Here is a 20,004-nt window from a genome sequence, read left to right on the forward strand (position 1 = left end):
TGGTATGGGGCTGATCGTTCATAAATACGGCGGCACATCGGTGGCCGACCTGGAAAAAATCGAAAACGTAGCCCGGAAAGTAATCCGGACAAAAGAGACGGGGAATGAGGTGGTTGTGGTCCTCTCCGCCATGGCCGGGGAAACGGACCGCCTGATCGCCCTCGCCCAGAAGGCGGCGGACGAACCGGATCCGCGGGAATACGACTCCCTGATCTCCACGGGCGAGCAGGTCACGGTGACGCTCCTGGCGATGGTGCTGAACCGCATGGGATACCGCGCCAAATCGTTCCTGGGGACGCAGGTGAAGGTCCACACGGACCAGGCCTTCAAAAAGGCCCGGATCATGGAGATCGACCGGAAGGCGCTCAAGGACGAGCTGAAGAAGGGGACGATCTGCGTCGTCGCCGGTTTTCAGGGTGTCGATTCCGAGGGAAACATCACGACCCTCGGGCGGGGCGGCTCGGACACGAGCGCCGTGGCCCTGGCGGCCGCTCTCGGAGCCGATTTCTGCGACATCTACACGGACGTGGACGGCGTCTATACGACCGATCCGAACATCTGCCCCCAGGCCAAGCGCCTCAGCAAAATCTCCTATGACGAAATGCTGGAAATGGCCCGGGCGGGCGCCAAGGTGCTTCAGCCCCGGTCGGTGGAGATGGCGAAGAAGTACAATGTGCCCGTCTATGTAAAATCGACGTTCACGGACGAAGGGGGAACCCTGGTGACGAAGGAGGACAAGGACATGGAAAAGGAAGTGGTCTCCGGGGTTACGTACGACCGGGATCAGGCGAAGTTCACCGTGGTCCGCGTGCCCGATCGGCCCGGCGTTGCGGCCCGGCTGTTCACACCCCTGGCGGATAACAATATCGTGGTGGACATGATCATTCAGAACGCCAGTATCGAGGGCTTTACGGACCTGAGTTTCACCGTCTCCCGCAAGGAAGTGAAGACGGCCCGGGAACTCATCGAGAAGGCCGCCCGGGATGTCGGGTCGGAGCGGGTGGAAGTGGACGAGAACGTCTCGAAGGTCTCCATCGTCGGGGTCGGCATGATCAGCCATTCCGGTGTCGCCGCCAGGATGTTCGCCACCCTCGCCAAGGAAGGCATCAACATCGAGATGATCAGCACGTCGGAGATCAAGATCTCCTGCGTGATGCACGCGAAATACACGGAATTGGCCGTGATGGCGTTGCATGAGGCCTTCCAATTGGAGCAGCGCTCCTAGGGTGGGCGACCCTTGAAAAAGGCCGGATGCGTCGTTGTGCTTCGGCCCTCGTCGCTGCGACGTACGTGCAAAGTACGTCTCACTCCTTGGACCTCGCACGCCTCGCCTGCGGCCATTTTGAAGGGTCGCCGGGGCGCAGGCAAAAATAAATCTGATTTGAAATCAGATTTTATATTTGCGCGATTTACGCTCCTTGCCTGCGGGCATTTTGCGGAGCCACCCGGAGTGGGAAAGGCGCCGGCAAAACGACCAAATCTTGGCATCGCGACGTACGTGCAAAGTACGTCTCACTCCTCGGACCTCGCACGCCTCGCCTGCGGCCATTTTGAAGGGTCGCCGGCGGGACGGACATCAATCCGATTTCAAACCGGATTGATGTTTTGTCTGGCGTTGATTCATCGGATCAGCGCTTGTGACAACACGTCGAATCAGCCTCACGGAACCCGGTCTTCACCGGAGCCGGGAGGCCGTTATCTCCCCTTGCAACGATACAGCCGTTCCCGGAAACCATGCGTGTCTTGCGTATGCTCCGGAAAATTCTGGATATCCCGCTGACGGAAAGCCAGCGCGAAGGCTCGGCGGCGCTGTTCCTGCTGGCCGTGGCGGTCCTTCTCGTTTCCCGTTTTATGTCGCCCGAGCCCGCTCCCCGGGCAGTGCTCTCCGGAGACGAGCGCTCCGGTTCCGTCGTGGCGGTCGTCGACGGCGCTGATGGCGCGGCGGGGGTGTATTTCCTGCCGGAAGGAGCCACCCGTGGGGACTTCGGGAAGCGGGCCGGCATTCCGGCGGATGCGTGGCGGGACGGGACGAATCCGGACCGGGCGCTTGCATCCGGAACGGTCATCCTGTGGAAAGGCCGTGCTTCCGGCGAGGCGCCGCATTTTGTTTCCCTGGACGCTCCGCGGCGTCTGGCCCTGGGGCTGCCTGTCGACGTGAACCGCTCGACCGGGGAGGAGTTGGCGCTGGTTCCGGGCATCGGACCGCGGACGGCGGAGGCGATTCTCCGCTTTCGGGAGCAGCGGGGAAGAATCCATCGCCTGGAGGAGTTGAAATCGATCCGGGGAATCAAGGAGAAGCGGCTGCGGAAACTGCGGCCTTATCTGGCGGTTCTGCCGGAGGGGCGTTTGTAAAAAAGCGGCGGACCGCCTGCCGGGAGAGCGCCTTATTTGCGGTAAGTGTCCAGGTAGGAAAGGACCCGCTGCACGTACTGCTGGGTCTCCCGGTAGGGGGGAATGCCGCCGTAGCGCTGGACGGCTTTCTCGCCGGCGTTGTAGGCCGCCAGGGCCAGCCGGAGATCGCCGTTGAAGAGCTGGATCAGGTAGCGGAGATAGCGGACTCCGCCGTCGATGTTCTTTTGCGGGTGGAAGGAATCGTCGACCTGAAGCGATGAGGCCGTGGCTGGCATGAGCTGCATGAGGCCCCGGGCTCCCTTCGGAGAAACGGCCTGGTGGTTGAAATTCGACTCGGCTTTGATGACCGCCTTGATCAGTGCCGGGTCCATCCCGTGCTTCCGGGCCGACTGGGTGATGATCGGGTCGTACTTGGTGATGTCCCGCGCGATTTTGCGGTTGAAGAGAACCCGCGGCTCTCTCATGATCAGCGTATATTTTTTGTTTGTGTCGGTGGGAACGTTCGTGAGGTGAATAATCCCGGTCTCGTCCACGTATTTGTAGATGTCCGCCGCGACGTCGCCCGGCAGGGCAGGTAGAATAAGGAGCAGGGCAAGAACCATCCATCCGCCCCGCGTTACGTGCTTCGTTGCCGGCATATCCACCTCTCAAGCCCGGTATGTTAAGAGACCGCGGATGGGAATGCAAGCATTTTCAGGGGGATTACGGGATGATATCCTTCTTGACATATAAATTGATACTGAGTATAAGGTCACGCTCGATTATCAGCAGGTCCAGATCTCTCCACGTTTATCGGAATGTCGCAGCATCCATCCGTTGCAAACGAACACAAGAGGAGAAATGGGCCTTCCATCGGAAAGGCGGAATATGAAAGTGACCGTACGGCAAATCAGGCGCGTGATGATTGCGAACCGGGGGGAGATCGCCCTCCGGATCCTGAGGACTGCCAAAGAGCTGTCCCTGGATGTCGTCGTTGTTTATGAAAGTCCCGACAGCGAGGCGTATTACATCCGGATGGCCGAAGACGCCATCATGATCGGCGACGGGCCCAGGAAGGATTACCTGGACATTGATAAGATCATCTGGGCGGCTCGCAAGAGCGGTGCCGACGCGATCCATCCGGGTTACGGCTTCCTGGCGGAGAATCCCGATTTTTCGGCTGCCTGCGACAAGGCGGGAATCATCTTCATCGGCCCCCCTCCCGGTGTGATCAGCAACCTGGGCAACAAGGTCGTGGCCCGGCAGATCGCCATGAAGGCCGGGATTCCCTGTGTTCCCGGAACGTCGGATTTGCGCCGCGGCGAGGCAGGCGTCCGGGAGGCCGTCGATTTCGGGCGGATGCACGGATACCCCCTGATGCTCAAGGCGTCCGCCGGCGGCGGCGGCCGGGGCATCCGGAAAGTGATCGACGAAGCCGACCTTCTTAAGCAGATTCCCCAGGCCCGCGCGGAGACGCTGGCGGCCTTCAACGATGAGAACATCTACGTGGAGAAGTGCATCGAGGCGCCGCGCCACGTGGAAGTGCAGATCCTGGCGGACAAACACGGCAACGTGATCCACCTGGGAACGAGAGACTGCTCGATCCAGCGGCGTCATCAGAAGCTCCTGGAGATCGCACCGGCGGACCTGCCGCCGGACGTCCTCGAGGCGATGTGCGATTGCGCCATCCGCTTCTCCCGCGAGTCGGGCTATGTCAACGCCGGGACGGTGGAATTCCTGGTCGACTCGAAGACCAACGAATTCTGGTTCATGGAGATGAATACCCGGCTACAGGTGGAGCACACCGTAACGGAGGAGCTCTCCGGGGTGGACATCGTCCGGGAGCAGATCCGTATCGCTGAGGGCCACGTCCTTAGCATTCCCCAGGAGTTGGGGCATCTCCGGGGGAAGGCCATTCAGGTCCGGATCAACGCCGAAGACCCGAAAAACAACTTCATGCCCGAGGGCGGCAAGAGGCTGGAGGTATACCAGTCCTCCGGCGGACCCGGCGTCCGGCTGGACGGCGTGGTCTACCAGGGATTCAAGATCCCCACGGAATACGACTCGATGATGGTCAAGATGACCGTCCGGGGGCTGAACTGGGAACAGGCCATCCAGCGGCTGAAAAGGGCCCTTCAGGGATTCCTCATCGTGGGGCCCAAGACCACGATCCCATTCTACCTGTCCATCTGCGACGAACCCGACTTCCAGGCGGGCCGGTTCGATACGAGCTACCTGGAGACGCATCCCGGGATCTTCGAATACCCGGAGCCGGAGCGCGAGGTGGCGAAACTGGCGGAACTCATCGCGGAGATTCACGCCCGCAAGATCAACCCTTACGCATACTGAGTCTCCCGGTTCCGGCGGTGGGAAACCGCAGCGGCCGGCCTGAAAAGGGAGACGGGGAGGAACCATGCTGAACAATATTTCCCAGAACCTGCTCGACGAGCGGATTTCCCCGCAAGACCTCCGGGAACGAGGAGTCCGGTTCGTGCTGGACAAGATCCGGCAGGCCGAGGGTTACTATCTGACCAATACCGAGAGGGACCAGTCCCAGTCGGATTTCAAAAACCGGATCATGCCCCATACCCAGCTCCTCGTGGCCCGGCCGCGCAACGACGCGGGCTACCTGTCCCTCGAGATCACGGGCGGGGCCTCGGTCCATGTGGACATGCTGCGCAAGCAGATCAATCCCCTGGAGAAGCTCCAGGTGTTGAGCGAGCGCATGCCCGAGACCATGTTCCAGACCCTCTGCCGGGGGATCAACCTCTTCGGTTACCGTCCCTATCCGGAAAACGTGGTCCGCCTGACGGTGCGGACCTTCGCCCGCTATGTCCACGTCTGGCGCGTGTTCGACTTCCTCAACTACATCCCCAACATGCGGGCGGTATTCGAGGAGGTGCAGGCGTCGGGATGCATCCTGGAGCCGTCCATCTGCTTCTCCACCGGACCCGAGCACACCGACGAATACTACGTGGGCAAGGTGGGGGAGATCCTCGACGTGACGGGGCCTGACATCCTCCTGTGCATCAAGAACCACGGCGGCCTCGGGACGTCGAAACGCATCGGGGACCTGGTGCGGGCCATCCTGGACCGGTACCCGGACCTCATCATCCACTATCACGGCCACAACACCGACGGGAACGACATCGGGCGGATCGTCGAGGCGGTGCGCAACGGGGCGAAAATCGCCGACGCGGCGGACCACGCCTTTACCGGCTTCTACGGCCCACCGCCGCTCCTCACGGTGATCGAAACCCTGGAGGAATACGGCCATCGGGCCATGGGCATCGACAAGCAGTCCGTTCTCGACACGTCCAGCATGCTCCGGCCGGAGCGCGAGTTCTACAAGGATCTCGAGTCCCAGTTCCTGGGGTTCGATCCCTCCGTCCAGGTGCACAAGCTCCCCGGCGGGGCCACGGGTTCCAGTTTCGAACAGGCCGTCAAGGGTGGCTTCCTCCACCGGATGCCGGAGATCCTCCAGCGGGAGCTTCCCCGCGTGCAGACCGAGCTGGGAAACTGGTGGAGCGTGACGCCGGGCTCCCAGATCCTCTGGACCACGGCGGTGAACAACGTCCTGAAAGGCGTCCGTTACAAGGACGCCAACGACGACCTGAAGAGCCTGATGCTGGGACGATACGGCGATCTCCCGTTCTACTGGCCCTCCGACGAAATCTACCGGGCCGTATTCGGTCCCGACTGGAAGCAGATCCGGGAGTGCGACACCTGTTACCAGCGCATCGACGACGTGGACCTCGACGTGGAGAAAAAGGTCCTGGAAAAGCGCCTGGGCCGTCATGCCACGGAAGACGAACTGGTGCTCTACCTGCAGCATCCGAACGATGCCGTCAACTTCCTCAAGTTCGAGACGAAGTTCGGGAAGACGTGGGTCCTGTCGCCGAAAATCTGGTTCAACCGGGGAGGTTTCTCGCAGGGCGAGAAGTTCGATTTCCCGGACGCTTTCGGCCGGCTCCATACCATCGAGATCGGACCGCAGCGGAAAACCAAGGCGGGCGACATGGTCACCTACATGGTCATCGACCACCACACCGAGCCCGTCCTCACCGTCCTGGAGGAGGAGGGGAACGAGCAGGCGAAGAAAAAGATGGTCCTGTCGGCCAAAGAGATCAGCGAGCTGGCCAAGAAGGGCGATATCCGGTCCCATATCAGCGGGACGGTCAGCGAGATTCCCGTTACGGAAGGGGCGGAGGTCGAGCCGGGACAGGTCCTGATCATCCTGGAGGCCATGAAGATGCTCAACAATGTGGCTTCCGACCTGAAGGGGCAGGTGGTGGAGATCCGGGTGTCCCCGGGCGACAAGGTCGAAGTGGGAGATCCCCTGATGACCGTCCGGAAGGAATAGGGCGACGGCACTCCTCCGCGGACGTGAACGAGGGGATCCCGCCCGAGAGAGCAGTCGGTCGCCGGTCCTGTTTCCGGGATTACGGACGAGGGCGCCGCACCGGGCTCCGATCACCGTTTTGTTTGAACGCAACCAGCTGAAAAAAGGGGAGAAACGGACGGATCCGGGATTTCGGTCTTGACTTTCCCGGCATCCGTGGTAACGTGGCGAACCCTTTGCAACCAGGTATCCGTCGGTTCCAATCTCATCCCGTTCGCGCTTCGGTGATCCGCCCGCATCCAACCCGAAAGAGGATGTTCAGCCTCCTCCGGGCGACGACCGGAGGGGACGCGGAATGGCAAGGAGTCAGGATGGCGAAACGCGGCTTTACCCTCTTGATCATTCCCCGAAGGGACGGTCCCGTCCATACCTTCGGGATTCCGGGTTCTCTCCTGACAGGGCTGGCCGCGGTCCTGGCAACCGTTGTTCTCCTCTCCCTCTACTTGGCCTACGACTATATCTCCATCCGCCGGGATGCCTCCGAACTGGCCCGCCTGCGGGCGGTCACGGGAAATCAGGAGAAGCAGATCGTCGACCTTGCCGGCCGCCTGGAGCGGTATGGTGCCAGGATCGACGAGTTGAAGGAGTTCGACCGGAAGATCCGGATCGCCGCCAATATCGAGAGCAACCGCGACAAACAGGAGATCCTCGGGATCGGGGGCACCGTACCGGACGAGCGGCTCGTTCCGTCGCGCCTGGATGGAGACCGACAGGCCATCCTGAAGGAGGTCGTCCGGGGTGTTGACCGGCTGGAGCAGGATGCGGCCGCACAGGAGAAAAGCTTTGTCCAGATCCTGAAGTTCCTGAACCGTCAGCGGTCGGTTATCGCGTCAACCCCGTCCCTCTGGCCGGTACGGGGGCTCGTGACATCCGAATTCGGCACCCGCTCCTCCCCCTTCGGTGGGGGCCGGGAGCATCACGACGGCATCGACATCGCCACGCAGCAGGGAATGCCCATCCGTGTGCCCGCCGACGGGGTGGTGCTCGAAGCGGCGCGGCAGAGCGGTCTGGGCAACATGGTCAAGGTCGACCATGGCCGGGGGCTCTCCACGACCTATGGCCACATGTCCCGGATCGCCGTCCGGCAGGGAGCGATCGTCCGCAGGGGGGAAATCATCGGATATGTCGGGAACACCGGCCGCAGCACCGGTTCCCATCTGCATTACTCGGTCCATTTCAGCGGGGTTGCCGTGAATCCCCGAAGTTATCTGCGCCCATAGGAAGTATGCCCTTCCGTCCTCACTTGGGCGGCCGAATGTCTGACACCGGTGTGACGCCGGTTTTTTTATTGGATAACCAACATGTTTGAAAACATCCTGAAAAAAATCGTGGGCAGCAAGAACGACCGCGATCTCAAGCGCCTGTCCTTCCTTCTGGAGGAAGTCAACGACCTGGAACCGGCCATGCTGGCCTTGAGTGACGCCGAGCTACGGGCGAAAACCCCGTATTTCAAGGAGAAACTGGACAACGGCGCCTCCCTGGAGGACATCCTGCCGGAGGCCTTTGCGGTCGTGCGGGAGGTGTCCCGGCGGACCCTGCTGATGCGCCCCTTCGACGTGCAGGTCATCGGCGGCATCGTTCTTCACGAGGGGAAGATCGCCGAGATGAAGACCGGGGAAGGAAAAACCCTGGCGGCGACCATGCCGATGTACCTGAACGCCCTGGCGGGCAGGGGCGCCCATTTGGTCACGGTGAACGACTACCTGGCCCGTCGCGATGCCTCGTGGATGGGTCCTGTCTACAATTTCCTCGGACTGACCGTGGGCGTTATCGTCCACGGCATGGACGACGCGGAGCGCAGAAAGGCCTATCTGTCCGATATTACATACGGAACGAACAACGAGTTCGGGTTTGACTATCTCCGGGACAACATGAAGTTCACCCTGGACGACTACGTCCAGAGGGACTTCAACTATGCCATCGTCGACGAGGTCGACAGCATCCTCATCGACGAGGCCCGGACACCCCTCATCATCTCCGGGCCCTCCGACGAATCGACGGACAAGTACTACCGGATCAACCAGATCATCCCGCGTCTTCACAAGGACACGGACTACACGATCGAGGAAAAGAGCAAGACCGTGGTGCTGACCGAGGAGGGCGTCGCCCGGGTGGAAACCCTCCTGAAGGTCCAGAACCTCTACGAGCCAAGGAACATCGAGATCGTCCACCACGTGAACCAGGCCCTCCGTGCCCACACCCTCTTCAAGCGGGACGTGGACTACATGGTGAAGGACGGCGAGGTCATCATCGTCGACGAGTTCACCGGCCGGCTCATGCCGGGGAGGCGTTACAGCGACGGCCTGCATCAGGCCCTGGAGGCGAAGGAGAAGGTCAAGATCGAGCGGGAAAATCAGACCCTGGCGTCCATCACCTTCCAGAACTACTTCCGCATGTACGACAAGCTGGCGGGCATGACCGGTACCGCCGATACGGAGGCGGAGGAGTTCAAGAAGATCTACGGCCTCGAGGTGGTGGTCGTCCCGACGAACATGCCCATGATCCGGAACGACGCGGGAGACGTGGTCTACAAGACGGAAGTGGAAAAATTCAATGCCGTCATCGAAGAGATCAAGGAGATGCACCGGAACGGACGGCCCGTCCTGGTGGGCACGATCTCCATCGAGAAATCGGAGCACCTGAGCAAGCTTCTTTCCCGTTCGGGAGTGAAGCACCACGTTCTCAACGCCAAGCAGCACGACAGGGAGGCGGAGATCGTCGCCCAGGCGGGCCAGAAGGGCATGGTGACCATCTCGACCAACATGGCGGGGCGAGGAACCGACATCAAGCTGGGAGACGGCGTCGCGGAGCTGGGGGGCCTCCACATCCTGGGGACGGAGCGCCACGAGAGCCGGCGGATCGACAACCAGCTCCGGGGCCGGTCGGGACGCCAGGGGGACATGGGGTCTTCCCGATTCTACCTGTCCCTCGATGACGACCTGATGCGCATCTTCGGGGGTGAAAAGATCTCCGCCATCATGGACCGAATCGGCATTGAAGAGAACCAGCCCATTGAGCACCGGATGATCTCCAAGGCGATCGAGAACTCGCAGAAGCGCGTGGAAGGACAGAACTTCGAGATCCGGAAACACCTCCTGGAATACGACGATGTCATGAACCGCCAGCGGCAGGTCATCTACGAGCAACGCCGCAAGGTGCTCCGGGGAGGCGAAGGCCTCTGGTCGGACCTGGAGGAGATGCTGGGGGACGTCCTGGACGATCTGATTCCGGATTTCATTGACGAGAAGGGCCACGCGGAGGAAGGGGATCTCAAGGGGCTGGAGGACATGGTCTTCAAGCAGTTTTCCCTGAAAATGAACTTTTCCGATCGGGAGGACCTGCGGCCCGCCGTGATCCAAGAAGAGATCCGCGAAGCGGTGATGGGACTTCTGAAGGGGAAGGAAGCGGAATTCGGGACGGAGCTGATGGAATATCTCCTCCGGGTGATCATGCTGAACGCCATCGATACCCAGTGGAAGGACCACCTGTTGGCCATGGACCACCTCAAGGAGGGGATCGGCCTCCGGGGATACGGCCAGAAGGATCCGGTCCGGGAATACCAGAAGGAAGGGTACGACATGTTCATGGAGATGATCGAGCGGATCAAGATGGACAGCCTGGAGAAGCTCTGTATGGTCCGAATCCAGCGGGAGGACGAGGTCGAGCGGATCCAGCGGCGGCAGGAGCAGGAGTACGTCATGAGCCGGGGAGGAGACGGAGCGGCCGCTGCCCCGGTGAAGCGGACCGGTGAAAAGGTCGGGCGGAACGATCCCTGCCCCTGCGGGAGCGGAAAGAAATACAAGAAGTGTTGTGGCGCAAATTGAGAAAACGGCCGCATGAAGCGTTCCCGGTGCCGTGTTGCGGTGGGAGAAGGCTGAAGGATGAGTAAAGACGAAAGTTTAACCGTCCCCGGTTTTCGGGCGGCGGGGATCGCTGCGGGGATCAAGGAGAACGGGCGGAAGGACCTGGCCCTCATCGTCTCGGACGAACCGGCCGCGGCGGCCGGCCTGTTCACGACCAACACCTTCAAGGCCGCCCCGGTGATCTTGGACATGGAGCGCATCCGGTCCGGCCGGGCCCAGGCCATCCTGACCAACAGCGGAAACGCCAACGCAGCAAACGGTCCCGAAGGGGTTGAGGACGCCCGGGCTTCATCCCGGGCCGTCTCGGAGGCGTTGGGCATTCCGGATGACCTGATCCTGGTGGCCTCCACGGGGGTTATCGGCCGGCGCCTCCCGGTCGGGAAGATCCTTGCCGGCATCCGGCCGCTCGCAGGATCCCTCCGGCCGGACGGAATGGAAGATGCACAGGAGGCGATCCTCACGACGGACCGCTTCCCCAAGATGGCCGTGCGCGTGGAGAACATCGACGGCAGGCCCGTGACGGTCCTCGGGATGGCCAAGGGAGCGGGCATGATCCAGCCGAACATGGCGACTCTACTTTCCTACGTCCTCACCGACGCGGCCGTCGATGCCCCTCTCCTGGAAGACCTGCTCCGGGAGGGCGTGTCCCGCAGCTTCAACGCGATCACCGTGGACGGCTGCATGAGCACCAACGACACGGTCCTGATCCTGGCGAACGGCCGGGCGGGAAACCGTCCCTTCCGGAAGGGCGGCCGGGACGGCCGGATGTTCCGGAGCATGCTGTCCGCCGTACTGGAGGAGATGGCCCTGGCCATGGTCCGCGACGGGGAGGGGGCGACCAAGATCGTCACGGTCGAAGTCTTGGGAGGAAGAACGAAGGCGGAGGCCCGGAGAGTGGCCTATGCCGTGGGGAACTCGAACCTGTTCAAGACGGCGTGTTTCGGGGGCGATCCCAACTGGGGACGGGTGATCCAGGCCGTCGGGGCTTCCGGCGTATCCGTGGATCCCGATGCCGTCGACGTGTCCTTCGGCGGTGTGACGGTTTTCTCCGGCGGGCGGGGCATTCCCGCGGCAGTACCGGAACTGGCCGGGATCATGGCGGCCGACCGCATCCATGTCCGGATCAACCTTTCCGTGGGCAGGGGAACGTTCAGCCTTCATGCGTCCGACCTGACCTTCGATTACGTCAAGATCAACGCGCATTACACGACCTGAGCGGGAATTCCATTTGTCGGGGCGCGGGGGCTGTCACTCCCGCGGCAGGATCGAAAGGAGACCGGGTTTTCCCTTGCCAAGGGAATCCCTTTATGCTAATGGCCACCAGATTTCGCACATCCCCGGACCGGCAGGGGGTTGCTTTTCCTTGGAAAAGTTCCCTGGCGGGGTGATGGGGGTGGAGGAAAAAACAAAAGGAGAAAGACTATGGCAGCATTGATTTCCATGAAGCTCCTGCTTGAGGCGGGAGTCCACTTCGGTCACCAGACCAACAAATGGAACCCGAAGATGAAGACCTACATCTTCGGCGCCCGGAACGGCATCTACATCATCGACCTCCAGCAGACCGTCGAGATGTTCCACAAGGCCTACGACTTTGTTGTGAACACCGTGGCGAACGGGGGTACCATCCTGTTTGTGGGAACGAAGAAACAGTCCCAGGAGTCGATTCGCGAGGAATCGGAGCGGTGCGGCATGCCTCACGTGAACCAGCGTTGGCTCGGCGGGATGCTGACCAATTTCGTCACCATCAAGAAGAGCATCGACCGCCTGAACATGCTGGACAAGATGTTCCAGGACGAAAGCGTCCGCGCATTTCCGAAAAAGGAGATCATGAAGCTCCAGAAGGAGCGGGACAAGTTGATCAAGGTCCTCGGCGGAATCCGGACCCTCAAGGGGCATCCGGGAGGGCTGTTCATCGTGGATCCGAAGCGGGAGGACATTGCCGTTCAGGAAGCCCGGAAGCTCGGCATTCCCATTACGGCCATCGTGGATACGAACTGCAACCCCGACCTGATCGATTACGTCATCCCGGGGAATGACGACGCCATCCGGGCCATCAAACTCTTTTCTTCCCGCATCGCCGACGCGGTCCTGGAAGGAAAGAGGCGCTACGAGGAAAAGCTCCAGGCAGAGAGCGACAAGAATGCCCCGGCGGAGACACCCGTCGAGGAGGCCGAGCCGGATGTTCCGGAGAGCGTAGAGCGGAAGGAAAGTCCCGAGGCACAGGACGGGGCGGCGGAAGTAAGTGCATAATTCCACAGATACAAGGATGGAGGTTTGAGCATTGGAAATTACATCCGGAATGGTAAAAGAGCTGAGAACGAAAACGGGCGCCGGCATGATGGACTGCAAGGAGGCCCTTCAGGCCTCGGATGGCGATTTTGAAAAGGCCATCGACTTTCTGCGCAAAAAGGGCATGTCGGCGGCGACCAAGCGCTCTTCCAAGGCCGCCAAGGACGGCGCCGTCGGTTCCTACATTCACATGGGAGGAAAGATCGGCGTCCTGGTCGAGGTGAACTGCGAGACCGACTTCGTGGCGAAGACGGACAATTTCACCGCTTTCGTCAAGGACATCGCCATGCACGTGGCGGCGTCGAATCCCCTGTACCTGAACAGCGAAGAGATCCCCGAGGCCGATATGGAACGGGAGAAGGCCATTTATCGCGATCAGCTTGCCCAGGAGAAAAAGCCCGAGAAGATCTGGGACAAGATCATCGAGGGGAAGCTCCGGAAGTACTATGAGGATGTGTGCCTCCTGGATCAGAAGTTCATCAAAAACACAGACATCACGGTGAAGACGCTTCTGAACGAGATGATCGCCAAGACGGGAGAGAACATCATCATCCGTCGCTTCGCCCGGTTCCAGCTGGGAGAAGAGTTGAAGGGCTGATTTGGAACGGCCGGTCTATCGCAGGGTTCTGTTGAAACTCAGCGGCGAAGCCCTTGCCGGCGGCAAGGGCTTCGGCTTCGATTTCGAGGTGATCGAGGGGATCGCCCGGGAACTCAAGTCGGTTGCGGCGTTGGGAGTCCAGATGGGCCTCGTCATCGGCGGCGGCAACATCTGGCGTGGCGGTGTCGCCGCTGCCCGAGGCATGGACCGGACGGCGGCGGACTACACGGGAATGCTGGCCACGGTCATCAACTGCCTGACCATGCAGAGCGCCCTGGAGGCCCAGGGGGTTCCGGCCCGTGTCCTGTCCGCCCTGGACGTCAAAGGGGTGGCCGAACCCTACATCCAGAGGCGAGCCATTCGTTACCTCGAGGAGGGGCGCGTTCTTCTGCTGGCGGGAGGGACGGGAAACCCGTTTTTTACCACCGACACGGCGGCGGCACTCCGAGCCGTCGAGATCAAGGCCGATGTTCTCCTGAAGGCCACGAAAGTGGACGGCGTCTATGACCGGGATCCCGTCAATCACCCGGAAGCGGTCTTTTTCGAACGCATCGGCTATGCAGATGTCCTGGTGAAGGACCTGAAAGTGATGGACGGCACGGCCGTTTCTCTCTGCCGGGAGAACGGCATGCCGGTGATCGTCTTCAACCTCCAGAAGAGTGGGAACATCAAGCGGGTACTCTGCGGGGAACCGGTAGGGACCCGGTTAGGAGCGTAAATCATGAAAGAAAAGGTATTTGCCACGCTGAAGGAAGATATGGACCGGTCTATCGGAGCCTTGGAGAAGTCGTTCAGCAAGGTTCGAACGGGACGTGCCTCCCTGGCGCTCCTGGACGGGATCAAGGTCGATTACTACGGGGTGCCCACGCCGCTGAACCAGGTGGCCAACCTTTCGATTCCGGAGAGCCGGATGATCCTGATTTCCCCCTGGGACATCAGCGTCATCGGCGCTATCGAAAAGGCGATCCAGAAGGCGGACATCGGCCTTACCCCCACCAATGACGGCAAACTGGTGCGTCTGGCCATTCCGGCACTTACGGAAGAGCGCCGGAAGGAGCTGGTCAAGGTCGTCAAGAAGATGACCGAGGAAAGCAAGGTCAAGCTGCGGAACGCACGCCGCGACGCCAACGAGGAGTTCAAGACCCTGAAGAAGGACAACAAGATCTCCGAGGACGAGATGTTCACGCAGCAGGAGGAAGTGAAGAAGCGAATGGACAAGGCCATCGAGAAAGTGGATGACCTTCTGGCGGCGAAAGAGAAGGAGATCATGGAAATCTGATGGGGCATGTCGATATCATCGCTCCGAAACAGGTTTCCGGCGATCATGGATTCAAAGGTATTCCGGCCCCGCGGGGCCGGCAGGGGAAGGGAGCGGAAGCTCCCTTTTTTTTGTCAGGCTGTTGATGAGGGGCTGACTGCGGCGTTTCCCTCGTCACTCAGCCGCTCAACGTAACATGAAGTGCGCCGCGCGGCTCAGGACTTCGGGAGCCTGGTATCCAACCCCTTTTGAGCGGTCTGGAAAGCTGATGGTGCTCCTGCCGGGACGGGCGTTTGCATTCGAACTAGGGATGTGTTAGGGCCGGAAGCAGGGGGAGAGTCTATCCGTGAGCGATTTCAACGGGATCGATCCGAAAAATCTGCCCCGGCACATTGCCGTCATCATGGACGGCAATGGGCGCTGGGCGAAAAAGCATGCCCTGGGAAGAATCGCCGGCCACCGGAAGGGGGCCGAGGCCGTCCGGACGACCGTGCGGACCTGCAGACAGATCGGCATTCAATACCTGACGCTGTACGCCTTTTCGGTGGAGAACTGGATGCGGCCGGCCCGGGAGGTATCGGCCCTGATGGACCTGCTGGTCGACTATCTACAGTCCGAGTCCCGGGAGCTTCAGGAGCAGGGGATCCGCCTGCAGACGATTGGAAACACCGCGGCGCTCCGGGAACCGGTGAAGCGTTTTCTCCGGGAGACGATGGAAGCCACGAAGGAGAACCGGGAGATGGTCCTGATCCTGGCGCTGAGCTACGGAGGCCGGGACGAGATTCTCGAAGCGGTGCGGGCCATGGCCGGAAAATGCGCGACCGGACTCCTTGCTCCTGAGGACATAGCAAGGGAAACGTTCGAGGAACACCTCCAGACCACCGGAATTCCCGATCCGGACCTGCTCATCCGGACGAGTGGAGAATTCCGGATCAGCAATTTTCTCCTCTGGCAGATGGCCTATACGGAGTTCTTCTTTACCGACGTCCTGTGGCCCGATTTCGATCGCAACGAGCTCCTGAAGGCTATTACCGCCTATCAGCAGCGGGAGAGAAGGTTCGGGTTGACGTCCGAACAACTCTAATGGGCGGGCTGTTGAAAAACGCTCGCCTGCATCTCGGTATGACTGTGGGACGGTGAATCGGACTCGTTCCCCGTGGAAACATCCCGGCTCGATGCACGGGATCGCCGGCAAGGAACGGAGGATTATTCGCCCATCGGTAAACAGCGGAATAGGTATTCAACCGGGCTGTTCAAAAATGCCCGGATGCAAGGCCCCCGAAATCCTGAGCCGCGAGTCGTTCCCGTTCGTACGTCGAGTGGCGAAGGATGAGGGAAACACAGCAGACGGGCGTTTTTCAACAGACCGGAGGTGTCATGGCGAGTTCACACTTACAACGCTGGCTCACAGCAATCGTCGCTGTGCCGATCCTGTTCGCCCTGGTTCTTTTCGGGGGGGAGCTCTTGTTCTTCCTCCTGATCCTGGCCGTCGTCCTCCTCGGGATGGAGGAGTACACCCGCATGTCCTTCGGGGAGGGGCATCCCTGGGAGCGGTGGGAGGGCCTCCTCTTCGCCGGCGCGGTCTGTCTCGCCGCCCGAACCGGCGATGCCCGTATCCTGATGGCCGTGGTCGCCTTTTCGGTCCTGATCGTCTTCATGACCTACCTGCCCCGGATCCGGGAGGAACGTTTCGACATCCTGCCGGTGCAGAAACTCGTCTTCGGCATCCTCTACATCCCCCTGATGATGTCCCACATCATCATGATCCGGCAGGCACCGGACGGGGTCCTGTGGATTTTTTTCGTTCTTGTCCTGGCGTTTTCGGGTGATGTGGCGGCCTTTTACGTGGGCAGGACCTTCGGGCGGAACAAGCTGCTTCCCCTGGTGAGTCCCGGGAAGACTGTCGAGGGGACCCTGGGCCTCTTCGCCGGAAGCCTCCTGTTCTGCCTCATCTACCGGTACTTCTTCCTGCCGGACCTGCCGGTGGGACACACGGTGGCCCTGGCCCTCGCGGGGAGCGTCATCGGGCAGCTCGGCGACCTCTGCGAGTCGGCCCTGAAGAGGGCCTCGGGGACGAAGGATTCGGGAACACTCCTCCCGGGCCATGGAGGGTTCCTGGACCGCCTGGACTGCCTCATCTTCATCGGGCCGTTCGTCTACTATTACAAACTTTTCCTTCTTCCATGAGAAAACTCTCGATTCTCGGATCCACCGGTTCCATCGGAACCAGCGCTCTGGACGTGGTGCGGCGGAACCGCTCCCGCTTCGACGTGGTCGCCCTTGCGGCGGGACGAAACCTGGACCTGCTGATAAAGCAGATCGAGGAGTTCAACCCGGAAGTCGTTTCGGTCATCGACGAGGAGCATGCCCGTCGACTCCGGGAGATGACCGGCCCCGTCCGGGCGGACATCCTCTACGGGACGGACGGCTATTGCCTTTGCGCATCGGCGAAAGGTGCGGACATGGTCCTGTCGGCCCTGGTGGGGGCTGCGGGGCTCCTCCCGACGCTGGCGGCCATCGAGGCGGGGAAGGACATCGCCCTGGCCAACAAGGAGACCCTCGTCACGGCGGGGTCCCTGGTCATGGAGCGGGTCCGGGCGAAAGGGGTCCGGCTTCTTCCCGTTGACAGCGAGCACAGTGCCGTCTTCCAGTGCCTCGAGGGGCAGCAGCGGGGTGCCGTGCGGCGCATTGTGCTGACGGCCTCGGGGGGGCCGTTTCTCCGCCACGGCCGGGAGCAGATGGCAGCCGTTACCCCCGCAGAGGCTCTGAAGCACCCGAACTGGACCATGGGGCGCAAGATCACCATCGACTCGGCCTCCATGATGAACAAGGGGCTGGAGGTCATCGAGGCGCGGTGGCTCTTCGATGTCGATTACGACCGGATCGACGTGGTCATCCATCCCCGGAGCATCGTCCACTCCATGGTGGAGTTCCGGGACGGCTCCATCCTGGCCCATCTGGGCGTGCCGGACATGCGGATCCCCATCGCCTATGCGCTGACCTGGCCCGAGCGGATCCCGCAGCCGGGCTCGCTCCTGGATCTGACCCGGGCGGGCATCCTTGAATTCCTGGAGCCGGACCGGGATCGCTTCCCGAGCCTGGATCTGGCCTACGGGGCCGGGAGAGCCGGAGGAACCGCCCCGGCGGTCCTCAACGGGGCCAACGAAGTCGCAGTGGAGGCCTTCCTCGCCGGAAAAATTCGCTTTACAGACATGGCGGCGACGATTAAAGAGGTTCTCTCCCGCCACACGAAGGAGGACATCCGGACCGTCGAGGACGTTCTCCGGGCGGACCGCTGGGCCAGGGAAGAGGCCCAAACCATCATCGAGAGGCAAGGCGCTTGATCGGCATCAGCATCCTATCGGTCATTGTTCTCCTGGGTGTTCTCATCTTCGCCCATGAGTTGGGGCATTTCCTGGCAGCCAAATGGTCCGGAGTCGGAGTCCTGAAGTTTTCCCTGGGCTTCGGCCGGAAGCTCTACAGCCGGAAAATCGGGGAGACGGAGTACCTGCTCTCCCTCATCCCCCTGGGGGGATACGTGAAGCTCCTGGGAGAATCGGAGGCGGAACTTCTCCCGGAAGAAGAGCGCCATCGCTCCTTCTCGAACAAGTCCGTCTGGGTCCGCATGGGCATCGTCCTGGCCGGCCCGGTCTTCAACTTCATTCTGGCCATCCTGATCTTTACCGGCATTTACATGGCCGGCGTGCCGACCCTGACCAGCACGATCGGGACCATCCAGGAAGGCTCGGCGGCCATGGAGGCGGGGATGCGGCCGGCGGACACCGTGGTGGCCATCGACGGGAAGCCGGTCCGCAAATGGGAGCACCTGGCGGAGATCATCGGGGCCAGCGGCGGCAAAGCGCTCCGGATCGCGGTGGACCGGGGAGGGCAGCGGCAGGACCTTTCCGTCACCCCCCGTTCGATGAAGGCAAAGAACCTCTTCGGGGAGGAGGTCGACGCCTGGAAGATCGGCGTCAGTCCGGACCCGAAAATCGTGACGGAGCGACTGAATCCGGCCGAGGCGTTCTGGGTCGGCCTGAAGAAAACTTGGTACCTGAGTGAGCTCACCCTGGTGAGCATCGTCAAGATCTTCGAGGGGGTCATCTCCCCGAAGACCCTGGGAGGCCCGATCTTCATCGCCCAGCTTGCCGGTGCCCAGGTCAAGGAAGGATTCGTTCCCTTTTTCCTCCTGATGGCGCTGCTGAGCATCAATCTGGGAGTTCTCAACCTTCTGCCGATCCCGATTCTCGACGGCGGGCATCTCCTGTTCTACGTCATCGAAGCGGTCATTCGGCGGCCGGTGAGCATGAAAATTCGTGAAATCGCCCAGCAGGTGGGTTTTGCATTTCTCATTCTCCTGATGATCTTCGTGTTCGGGATGGACATCGATCGGCTCCTGGGGGATAACCCGATTTACGAAGGCTTTGTGCGATTCTTTACCGGTAAATAATGAAGATCCTGGCTTTGGACACGGCAACAAAAACGGCCTCCGCGGCCCTCCTGGAGGATGAAAAGATCCTGGTGGAGGGGTACGCGGACCTGGGCCGTCATCATGCAACGGTCGTTCTTCCCTTTGTCCAGTCCATCCTCGATCTGGCCGGCATCCGTATCGAAGAGATCGATCTCCTGGCCGCGACAGGCGGGCCGGGTTCGTTCACGGGCCTGCGCATCGGGGCGGGAACCATCAAGGGACTTGCACTGGCCACGGGGAAACCGATCGTTCCCGTTTCCACCCTGGAGGCCCTGGCCATGAACGCCGCCGGATCCGGCATCCCCGTCTGTCCGCTCCTCGATGCCAGAAAAGGTCAGGTCTATGGGGCTCTCTACCGCTTCGACGGAACCGGCCTTCCCCAGGCCTGGATTCCCGATGCGACAGTGTCCCTGTCGGAACTTCTGGGTTCCATTCAGGAGCCGGCCCTCTTCATCGGTGAAGGGGCGGTTGTCTATGCGGAGGCGATCCGGGAAAGGCTCGGAGAGAAAGCCCGTTTTGCCCCCGCCCCGTTGAACGGCATCCGGGCCTCCGCCGTGGGATGGCTGGCCTGGCACTATTATCGGGCGGGGCGGTTTGCAGACCCGCTGACCTTTGTTCCCGCCTATCTGCGGCAGTCCGAGGCGGAAACGAAACAACCCCCGCCGGGTCAGGGGACGTAGCAGAGCCGGCTTCCCGAATGACTGCAACGGCAAGGCTCGCCGTCCCGGAACCCGTTGACATCCGGCACGATCTCGGATAATAGGGAAATCATAATCCGGGCTTGGCCGTCGC

General features: G+C 61.3%; 17 protein-coding genes. 16 read left to right on the top strand and 1 reads right to left on the bottom strand.

Translation table 11 applies throughout. The features are described 5' to 3' along the window. Positions 1–4: 4 nt before the first annotated feature. Positions 5–1,225: an aspartate kinase gene (locus HPY65_08805; protein NPU84578.1), complete on the top strand. Its 1,221-nt coding sequence runs from the start codon at positions 5–7 to the stop codon at positions 1,223–1,225. A 509-nt stretch (positions 1,226–1,734) separates the two neighbouring features. Further along, positions 1,735–2,352, top strand: coding sequence for a helix-hairpin-helix domain-containing protein (locus tag HPY65_08810; GenBank protein NPU84579.1), 618 nt, complete (start codon positions 1,735–1,737; stop codon positions 2,350–2,352). Positions 2,353–2,384: 32 nt separating this feature from the next. Here the strand turns inward: HPY65_08810 and HPY65_08815 are convergent, their stop codons facing one another. Then, the gene (locus HPY65_08815) at positions 2,385–2,954 is read right to left on the bottom strand and encodes a lytic transglycosylase domain-containing protein (protein NPU84580.1); all 570 of its coding nucleotides are present in this window, start codon (positions 2,952–2,954) and stop codon (positions 2,385–2,387) included. Positions 2,955–3,219: 265 nt separating this feature from the next. Between HPY65_08815 and HPY65_08820 the strand changes: the two genes are divergently transcribed. From HPY65_08820 to tsaB, 14 genes are all read left to right on the top strand, one after another. Next, positions 3,220–4,680, top strand: a complete 1,461-nt coding sequence (locus tag HPY65_08820) for an acetyl-CoA carboxylase biotin carboxylase subunit (GenBank protein NPU84581.1) — start codon at positions 3,220–3,222, stop codon at positions 4,678–4,680. Between the two features lie 64 nt (positions 4,681–4,744). Beyond that, positions 4,745–6,694: a biotin/lipoyl-binding protein gene (locus HPY65_08825; protein ID NPU84582.1), complete on the top strand. Its 1,950-nt coding sequence runs from the start codon at positions 4,745–4,747 to the stop codon at positions 6,692–6,694. A 350-nt stretch (positions 6,695–7,044) separates the two neighbouring features. After that, entirely contained in the window at positions 7,045–7,953 is a 909-nt protein-coding gene (locus HPY65_08830) for a M23 family metallopeptidase (GenBank protein NPU84583.1), read from the top strand. Positions 7,954–8,034: 81 nt separating this feature from the next. Continuing rightward, positions 8,035–10,557 (top strand): preprotein translocase subunit SecA, encoded by a 2,523-nt coding sequence (secA, locus tag HPY65_08835; GenBank protein NPU84584.1) that lies wholly within the window; start codon positions 8,035–8,037, stop codon positions 10,555–10,557. Between the two features lie 57 nt (positions 10,558–10,614). After that, positions 10,615–11,811, top strand: a complete 1,197-nt coding sequence (gene argJ / locus HPY65_08840; GenBank protein ID NPU84585.1) for a bifunctional glutamate N-acetyltransferase/amino-acid acetyltransferase ArgJ — start codon at positions 10,615–10,617, stop codon at positions 11,809–11,811. A gap of 207 nt (positions 11,812–12,018) precedes the next feature. After that, positions 12,019–12,846 carry a 30S ribosomal protein S2 gene (gene rpsB / locus HPY65_08845; GenBank protein ID NPU84586.1) on the top strand — a complete coding sequence of 276 codons (828 nt, stop codon included), beginning with the start codon at positions 12,019–12,021 and terminating at the stop codon, positions 12,844–12,846. A gap of 31 nt (positions 12,847–12,877) precedes the next feature. Further along, entirely contained in the window at positions 12,878–13,483 is a 606-nt protein-coding gene (gene tsf / locus HPY65_08850) for a translation elongation factor Ts (protein ID NPU84587.1), read from the top strand. A gap of 1 nt (position 13,484) precedes the next feature. Further along, positions 13,485–14,201 carry a UMP kinase gene (locus HPY65_08855; GenBank protein NPU84588.1) on the top strand — a complete coding sequence of 239 codons (717 nt, stop codon included), beginning with the start codon at positions 13,485–13,487 and terminating at the stop codon, positions 14,199–14,201. 3 nt (positions 14,202–14,204) lie between these two features. Beyond that, positions 14,205–14,762, top strand: a complete 558-nt coding sequence (gene frr, locus HPY65_08860; GenBank protein NPU84589.1) for a ribosome recycling factor — start codon at positions 14,205–14,207, stop codon at positions 14,760–14,762. Positions 14,763–15,144: 382 nt separating this feature from the next. After that, a complete protein-coding gene (locus HPY65_08865; protein NPU84590.1) occupies positions 15,145–15,825 on the top strand; it encodes an isoprenyl transferase in 681 nt (226 codons plus the stop codon). Between the two features lie 293 nt (positions 15,826–16,118). Then, positions 16,119–16,928 carry a phosphatidate cytidylyltransferase gene (locus tag HPY65_08870; GenBank protein ID NPU84591.1) on the top strand — a complete coding sequence of 270 codons (810 nt, stop codon included), beginning with the start codon at positions 16,119–16,121 and terminating at the stop codon, positions 16,926–16,928. Beyond that, positions 16,925–18,085: a 1-deoxy-D-xylulose-5-phosphate reductoisomerase gene (locus tag HPY65_08875; GenBank protein NPU84592.1), complete on the top strand. Its 1,161-nt coding sequence runs from the start codon at positions 16,925–16,927 to the stop codon at positions 18,083–18,085. The genes HPY65_08870 and HPY65_08875 overlap by 4 nt, the downstream gene beginning before the upstream one ends. Further along, positions 18,082–19,191, top strand: a complete 1,110-nt coding sequence (rseP, locus tag HPY65_08880; GenBank protein NPU84593.1) for an RIP metalloprotease RseP — start codon at positions 18,082–18,084, stop codon at positions 19,189–19,191. The genes HPY65_08875 and rseP overlap by 4 nt, the downstream gene beginning before the upstream one ends. Before the next feature lie 14 nt (positions 19,192–19,205). Further along, a complete protein-coding gene (gene tsaB / locus HPY65_08885) occupies positions 19,206–19,892 on the top strand; it encodes a tRNA (adenosine(37)-N6)-threonylcarbamoyltransferase complex dimerization subunit type 1 TsaB (GenBank protein NPU84594.1) in 687 nt (228 codons plus the stop codon). Positions 19,893–20,004 lie beyond the last annotated feature (112 nt).

Source organism: Syntrophaceae bacterium, assembly GCA_013177825.1.
In the GTDB taxonomy this organism is placed as follows: Bacteria; Desulfobacterota; Syntrophia; order Syntrophales; family PHBD01; genus PHBD01.

Excerpts from the sequence above, each read along its gene's own strand:
- HPY65_08805 (NPU84578.1), top strand. The coding sequence starts at position 5 with ATGGGGCTGATCGTTCATAAATACGGCGGCACATCGGTGGCCGACCTG.
- HPY65_08810 (NPU84579.1), top strand. The coding sequence starts at position 1,735 with ATGCGTGTCTTGCGTATGCTCCGGAAAATTCTGGATATCCCGCTGACG.
- HPY65_08815 (NPU84580.1), bottom strand. The coding sequence starts at position 2,954 with ATGGTTCTTGCCCTGCTCCTTATTCTACCTGCCCTGCCGGGCGACGTC.
- HPY65_08820 (NPU84581.1), top strand. The coding sequence starts at position 3,220 with ATGAAAGTGACCGTACGGCAAATCAGGCGCGTGATGATTGCGAACCGG.
- HPY65_08825 (NPU84582.1), top strand. The coding sequence starts at position 4,745 with ATGCTGAACAATATTTCCCAGAACCTGCTCGACGAGCGGATTTCCCCG.
- HPY65_08830 (NPU84583.1), top strand. The coding sequence starts at position 7,045 with ATGGCGAAACGCGGCTTTACCCTCTTGATCATTCCCCGAAGGGACGGT.
- secA (NPU84584.1), top strand. The coding sequence starts at position 8,035 with ATGTTTGAAAACATCCTGAAAAAAATCGTGGGCAGCAAGAACGACCGC.
- argJ (NPU84585.1), top strand. The coding sequence starts at position 10,615 with ATGAGTAAAGACGAAAGTTTAACCGTCCCCGGTTTTCGGGCGGCGGGG.
- rpsB (NPU84586.1), top strand. The coding sequence starts at position 12,019 with ATGGCAGCATTGATTTCCATGAAGCTCCTGCTTGAGGCGGGAGTCCAC.
- frr (NPU84589.1), top strand. The coding sequence starts at position 14,205 with ATGAAAGAAAAGGTATTTGCCACGCTGAAGGAAGATATGGACCGGTCT.
- HPY65_08865 (NPU84590.1), top strand. The coding sequence starts at position 15,145 with ATGGACGGCAATGGGCGCTGGGCGAAAAAGCATGCCCTGGGAAGAATC.
- HPY65_08870 (NPU84591.1), top strand. The coding sequence starts at position 16,119 with ATGGCGAGTTCACACTTACAACGCTGGCTCACAGCAATCGTCGCTGTG.
- HPY65_08875 (NPU84592.1), top strand. The coding sequence starts at position 16,925 with ATGAGAAAACTCTCGATTCTCGGATCCACCGGTTCCATCGGAACCAGC.